General features: G+C 30.6%; 9 protein-coding genes. 4 read left to right on the top strand and 5 right to left on the bottom strand.

The features are described from left to right. Nucleotides 1-418 precede the first annotated feature (418 nt). A complete protein-coding gene (locus IDG60_RS05245; protein ID WP_000145163.1) occupies nt 419-622 on the top strand; it encodes a sterile alpha motif-like domain-containing protein in 204 nt (67 codons plus the stop codon). On the opposite strand, the gene IDG60_RS05240 is transcribed toward IDG60_RS05245, so the two are convergent. Continuing rightward, entirely contained in the window at nt 619-855 is a 237-nt protein-coding gene (locus tag IDG60_RS05240; RefSeq protein WP_000349581.1) for a hypothetical protein, read from the bottom strand. The genes IDG60_RS05245 and IDG60_RS05240 overlap by 4 nt on opposite strands. Before the next feature lie 224 nt (nt 856-1,079). On the opposite strand from IDG60_RS05240, the gene IDG60_RS05235 reads away from it, so the two are divergent. Then, on the top strand, nt 1,080-1,661 hold the full coding sequence (locus IDG60_RS05235) for a histidine phosphatase family protein (protein ID WP_001140693.1): 582 nt from the start codon (nt 1,080-1,082) through the stop codon (nt 1,659-1,661). 72 nt (nt 1,662-1,733) lie between these two features. On the opposite strand, the gene IDG60_RS05230 is transcribed toward IDG60_RS05235, so the two are convergent. The 3 genes from IDG60_RS05230 to IDG60_RS05220 form a co-directional block, all read right to left on the bottom strand. Continuing rightward, on the bottom strand, nt 1,734-2,351 hold the full coding sequence (locus IDG60_RS05230; RefSeq protein WP_000255551.1) for a LysE/ArgO family amino acid transporter: 618 nt from the start codon (nt 2,349-2,351) through the stop codon (nt 1,734-1,736). A gap of 154 nt (nt 2,352-2,505) precedes the next feature. Beyond that, entirely contained in the window at nt 2,506-3,000 is a 495-nt protein-coding gene (locus tag IDG60_RS05225; RefSeq protein WP_000569884.1) for a GNAT family N-acetyltransferase, read from the bottom strand. A gap of 398 nt (nt 3,001-3,398) precedes the next feature. Further along, nucleotides 3,399-3,821 (bottom strand): organic hydroperoxide resistance protein, encoded by a 423-nt coding sequence (locus IDG60_RS05220; protein WP_000974460.1) that lies wholly within the window; start codon nt 3,819-3,821, stop codon nt 3,399-3,401. 147 nt (nt 3,822-3,968) lie between these two features. On the opposite strand from IDG60_RS05220, the gene aroD reads away from it, so the two are divergent. Both aroD and IDG60_RS05210 read left to right on the top strand, forming a co-directional pair. Then, nucleotides 3,969-4,685, top strand: a complete 717-nt coding sequence (gene aroD, locus IDG60_RS05215; protein WP_000150012.1) for a type I 3-dehydroquinate dehydratase — start codon at nt 3,969-3,971, stop codon at nt 4,683-4,685. Nucleotides 4,686-4,767: 82 nt separating this feature from the next. Beyond that, nucleotides 4,768-5,307, top strand: coding sequence for a nitroreductase family protein (locus tag IDG60_RS05210; protein WP_000422908.1), 540 nt, complete (start codon nt 4,768-4,770; stop codon nt 5,305-5,307). A gap of 150 nt (nt 5,308-5,457) precedes the next feature. Here the strand turns inward: IDG60_RS05210 and IDG60_RS05205 are convergent. Next, nucleotides 5,458-5,621, bottom strand: a 164-nt coding sequence (locus tag IDG60_RS05205; RefSeq protein ID WP_206160542.1) for a thioredoxin family protein, incomplete at its 5' end; no start/stop codon positions are given.

The raw sequence follows: 5,621 nt of genomic DNA, 5'->3' as shown, positions 1-5,621 counted from the left end.
TTCAGTGTAAAATGTACTTGGGTCATGTAAAAGTCCTCCTGGGTATGTTTTTGTCGTTAAAAACATTGTACCGTAAAAGGACTGTTATATGGCCTTTTTACTTTTACACAATTATACGGACTTTATCCTATTTTCCAATAGGTAAATAAAAAGTATAGTTATTTTTAAAATATTATTTGTAGAATGCTAAAGTTTATTAATTCAAACGAGTGAGCATATATAGGGATGTATAGTATTAATATGAAAAGAATATTTACATACTAAAAACTCTTAAAGTTGTATAATTCGTTAATATTTTTAGAATCAGATATCAAAAAAATGTGCAAAATCACTTTTGCACATTTACAAATACTAGTTTTCTGATAAGATTAATAATAACACTTTAAATAGCGCTTAATAAATGAAGGGGGCAAGTCTTATGACGTTTTACAATTTCATCATGGGTTTTCAAAATGATAACACACCATTTGGTATATTGGCCGAACACGTTAGTGAAGATAAAGCATTCCCTCGATTAGAAGAAAGACACCAAGTAATTAGAGCATATGTGATGTCTAATTACACAGATCATCAATTAATTGAAACTACAAATAGAGCTATTAGCTTATATATGGCAAATTAATTTGAGTAGTACCAATTATGATGTATTAGTGCATCCCAAATATCTTTTGTTTTAAAGTTTATTTCATCATTTCTTATCGAAAATGGTGTAATAATGTCTTTATCTAACCAAGTGTTGATAAGTTCATTTGGTACACCATCTAACAACATTTCACTTTTACTAATTATAAAACATTCCCAGTCAAGTGAAACATTTTGTGGATTCACATAATTACATTGATTATGATGATCCATAAACACTCACTCCTTTAAAATTCTGTACTCTTCATTGCGTTTTACCCCGTCACATTATCTTTTAAACTAAAATCATCATTACTTATGAAAAAAATGTACATCAAAAGCAAAGGTTTTCGCTACCGAAAAAGTTTAAATAATGGTTTAATATATTTGGTACTCATTTTAATAAAAAGAGAATACATTTTGAGCTATCAATACTTTTTATTGAAGAGGTGTTATTGTTGGCTAAAACGTTATATTTAATGCGCCACGGACAAACTTTGTTTAATTTTAAGGGACTAATTCAGGGATTTGGAGATTCGCCGCTAACAGAACTTGGAATTGCTCAAGCTCAAAAGGCACGTAGTTATTATGAAACTAAGGGGATAAACTTCGATTTATATGCATCATCAACGCAAGAACGCGCAAGTGACACACTTGAAAATGTTGCACCTAACCAATCGTATCAACGTTTTAAGGGACTGAAGGAATGGCATTTTGGAATATTTGAAGGTGAGTCAGTCTATCTATTTGATAATCTATACAAGCCTGAGGACTTATTCGGAGATCGAATTGTTCCTTTCAAAGGAGAGGCAAGGCAACAAGTTGAAGAACGCATTGTGAAAACTTTACATGACATTATGTCTCAAACAAAGAATAATGCATTAGTCGTGAGTCATGGAACAATAATGGGAGTATTTTTAAGATATTGCCTTAAACTAGATGAAGCATTAAAGCATAATATCGGTAATTGTAATATCCTGAAATTTGAATATGACAATGGAACATTTAAATTTGTTGAGTTAATTGATCCAAATTTATAATAAATAAAGCGTTATACATAGACACAAGTATGTCTTTTGTATAACGCTTTTAAAATACAACTACATAACGCTTTAGAATAATAATTGAATAAGTTTTTGTAATATCATTAGAGCAACAATAATAATTATTATGCTTGATATTTTATTGATTATTGTTAATAATTTTCCAGTTTTATCAATTGATCCAACCATTTTTCCTAAAATTGCGAGTAAAAAGAACCATAACCATGAAACGCTAATACAAGCGATTGTAAACGCAATTTTATTGCTGCCACTATATAATGCAGCACTACTACCAATTACACCAATTGTATCTAAAATAGCATGTGGATTGAGTAATGAAACTGATAAAGCAAAACTTACTTGTTTCATTGGAGATATAATTTGAGCTTCTCCATCTGTTGAGGGTTTATCATGCCAAATGGTCCAAGCCATATACATCAAGAAAATTAAACCAACTATATAAATAATTGCTTGAAGTACAGGTAAAGACATAATAATGATAGATACTCCTACCACTGCAATAATAATAAGTAAGCTGTCTGACAACCCGGCTGTAATTATTGCAGGCAATACATATCTATATTTTGGTTGATTAGCTCCTTGGTTAAAAATAAATACATTTTGTGCACCTAAAGGTAAAATTAGACCAATCGCTAAGATAAATCCATGAATAATTGCGGTTACCATTAAGTTTTGACACCCCTAAAACATAGAATATTCTGAAAAAACTTATTGTTATCATATCAAATAAAAAACAACTACTCAATAGTAGAGTAGTTGTATGAAAAATAGAACCTATATGATTTGAATTTATGAGAAATGTAGAATATATAAAACTGTATTACTTATTAATCAAATCATAAAAAAGCCAATGTTCATCGAAATAGGTATTTCCGATTTTAATTGCATTTTTCTCAAAACCAAGAATGTCGAATCCTAGTGCACTATAGAAAACTTTAGCACCTATGTTGTTTGACACAATTGATGTAAGTAAAGATTCGTAATTGTTCTGCCGTGCATAATTAATAATGAAATTAATGAGCTCGCTATTAATCGATTTATCGTTATTAGTAACAAAGTTGTATTTAATTAATGATTTATGTTCTTTTCCAACGTATCGAATTTGTTCTAAGGCAGCTGTTGCGATAAGTGTTTCGTTTTCATAACAGCCAAATACAATACATTTCGGTGAACCTTGATTTAAAATGTCATGTATTAAGGTGTCAGTCATTGTTTGACTATAATGTGAATCTTGAGTGAATTCTTCATTGACTGTCGAAACAAGTCTCTTATACTCATTAAAATCATTATTCGTTAATGTTTTAATTTCAATCATTACTGACCTCCTTAATCATTATTAAGAAAGATTTTGTACTAAAAAAATTTCTTAATTACATATTAAAATGTTTATTAAAATTTTGCAATCACTGATTTATATGCACATTCTTGTAAATGGATTATCAATTTAATTATATTTATTTTTAAGTTCAGGAAATTATGGAATTGGTTATTGGTCGACACTGGACTTTTATTTGTAGACGGTATGCGAAGAAGTCAAGCCAGTATTGGAACCGGTCACATTTATGATGACTAAGGGACAATCATTTTCAGTTAAATATTGCCAGAAATTTCAGTCACGAATAGAAAAAATAACCAACCAAAAATTTTTGGTTGGCAAATTTGAATTTTATGTGAATTTTATTAATAACGTTGAATAATCTCTTTAAGTTAATGCTAATCTACAACATTTACATTTAAATCGACATTAATATTTCCTTGAGTCGCTTTTGAATATGGACAAAATTCATGAGCCATTTGTAAATATTTTTCAGCTTCTTCTTGAGATATAACATTTTTAATTGTCGCATCAATTGAAACACTTAATTTAGGACTTTCTGAGTCTGAATCATCTTCTAGTCTCACTGTTAGTGTTACTTCTGGATGAGCATCACGCACTTTGTTTTGCTTTAAAATTAGGTCGAAAGCACCGTTGAAGCAAGATGCATAACCTGCTGCAAATAATTGTTCGGGGTTAGTAGCTTTACCATCTGCTTGAGCAGGCGGAACGATATCAATATCTAACGCTCGATCATCAGTATAAACATGTCCTTTACGTCCGCCAACATTCGTCGCTTTAGTTTCATAATGTATTGCCATTCTTATAACCTCCTAATTTAAAATACATTTATGCTTTACCCATTCGAAAATACCTTAATCATTTTCATTTATAGCATTGTTTGATTGAAGGATAAAAAGTTGTTGTTTACAATAAAAATAATGAGTATCTGAAATGAGGGATTTACTATGACACATGTGGAAGTAGTAGCGACTATCGCGCCACAATTATCTATCGAAGAAACTTTAATTCAAAAAATTAATCATCGTATTGATGCAATAGACGTATTAGAATTACGAATTGATCAAATTGAAAATGTCACAGTTGATCAAGTGGCAGAAATGATTACAAAGCTGAAGGTTATGCAAGATTCATTCAAATTATTAGTTACGTATCGTACAAAGTTACAAGGTGGCTATGGGCAATTTATAAATGACTTGTATCTTAATTTAATATCAGACTTAGCAAATATCAATGGCATAGATATGATTGATATAGAATGGCAAGCAGATATTGACATTGAAAAACATCAACGAATCATTACACACTTGCAACAGTATAATAAAGAGGTGGTTATATCACATCATAATTTCGAAAGTACGCCTCCATTAGATGAATTGCAATTTATATTTTTTAAAATGCAAAAATTCAACCCAGAATACGTTAAATTAGCAGTAATGCCACATAATAAAAATGATGTGTTAAATTTATTGCAGGCAATGTCTACATTTTCAGATACTATGGACTGCAAAGTTGTTGGTATTTCAATGTCTAAACTTGGACTAATAAGTAGAACGGCTCAAGGCGTTTTTGGTGGTGCATTGACTTATGGTTGTATCGGAGAACCACAAGCTCCAGGACAGATTGATGTTACTGATTTAAAAGCACAAGTGACTTTATACTAATAAAATGAATTAGGTTGCTTTTGTGTAAGTGCTGTCTTATAATTGAGAAGTATTATCATTGTTCGTGGAGGAGCGATTTTAGATGGAATTACAACAAGCAATAGCTAATAGAAGAAGTGTGAAAAAATTTAAAAGAGATATGCACATAGATGACGCATTGCTATATCAAGCAATTGAGAAAGCTGCTGATGCTCCAAATCACGGAATGAGGGAACCATGGAGAGTTGTGCATGTTCCGAAAGACAGATTAGGAGATATGAGTAAGGATATTTCTAAATTTGCATTTCCTAATGAATTAGATAAGCAACAATGTCATTATGATGCAGTAACGAAACTAGGTGGCATGTTATTGCTTATTTTAAAAACAGATCCAAGACAACGTCAAAATGATGAAAACTACTTTGCATTTGGTGCATATGCACAAAATCTTATGTTGTTACTTTATGAAGCGGGGATAGGTACATGTTGGAAATCGCCATTATATATCTATGATCCTAAAGTAAGAAAAACACTTGGTATAAAGAAAGATGAAGTTCTTGCTGGATTCTTATATTTAACGGATTTAGAAGAAGATATGCCTAAAGCACCACGTAAAAATAGAAACTTAATTACATTATATTAATATGTATAATTATAGAAAACATTAATAAAAGCTGAGACATGAATTGATGGACATCTATCGAGTTAGAGATTTAATCTAATTTACTAGAGTCGGTACAATCACAGTCTCAGCTTTTTATTGTGAAGTATATACACATTTGTATTTTAGTATTTATTTAAAAGTTTCTGCTAAAAATGATTCAACTTGTTCAGGTGACTTAGCATTTGCTGAATGAAGGTGTGCAATTTTGTCGCCGTTTTTAAATACTAGCAAGCTAGGGATACCCATAACTTCATTTTCAACAACTACATCTTCTAATTCATCACGATTAACAG

This window comes from Staphylococcus sp. EG-SA-2, from assembly GCF_017152085.1.
This window is presented reverse-complemented; position numbering and strand designations above follow the sequence as displayed.

Excerpts from the sequence above, each read along its gene's own strand:
- IDG60_RS05245 (WP_000145163.1), top strand. The coding sequence starts at position 419 with ATGACGTTTTACAATTTCATCATGGGTTTTCAAAATGATAACACACCA.
- IDG60_RS05240 (WP_000349581.1), bottom strand. The coding sequence starts at position 855 with ATGGATCATCATAATCAATGTAATTATGTGAATCCACAAAATGTTTCA.
- IDG60_RS05230 (WP_000255551.1), bottom strand. The coding sequence starts at position 2,351 with ATGGTAACCGCAATTATTCATGGATTTATCTTAGCGATTGGTCTAATT.
- IDG60_RS05225 (WP_000569884.1), bottom strand. The coding sequence starts at position 3,000 with ATGATTGAAATTAAAACATTAACGAATAATGATTTTAATGAGTATAAG.
- IDG60_RS05220 (WP_000974460.1), bottom strand. The coding sequence starts at position 3,821 with ATGGCAATACATTATGAAACTAAAGCGACGAATGTTGGCGGACGTAAA.
- aroD (WP_000150012.1), top strand. The coding sequence starts at position 3,969 with ATGACACATGTGGAAGTAGTAGCGACTATCGCGCCACAATTATCTATC.
- IDG60_RS05210 (WP_000422908.1), top strand. The coding sequence starts at position 4,768 with ATGGAATTACAACAAGCAATAGCTAATAGAAGAAGTGTGAAAAAATTT.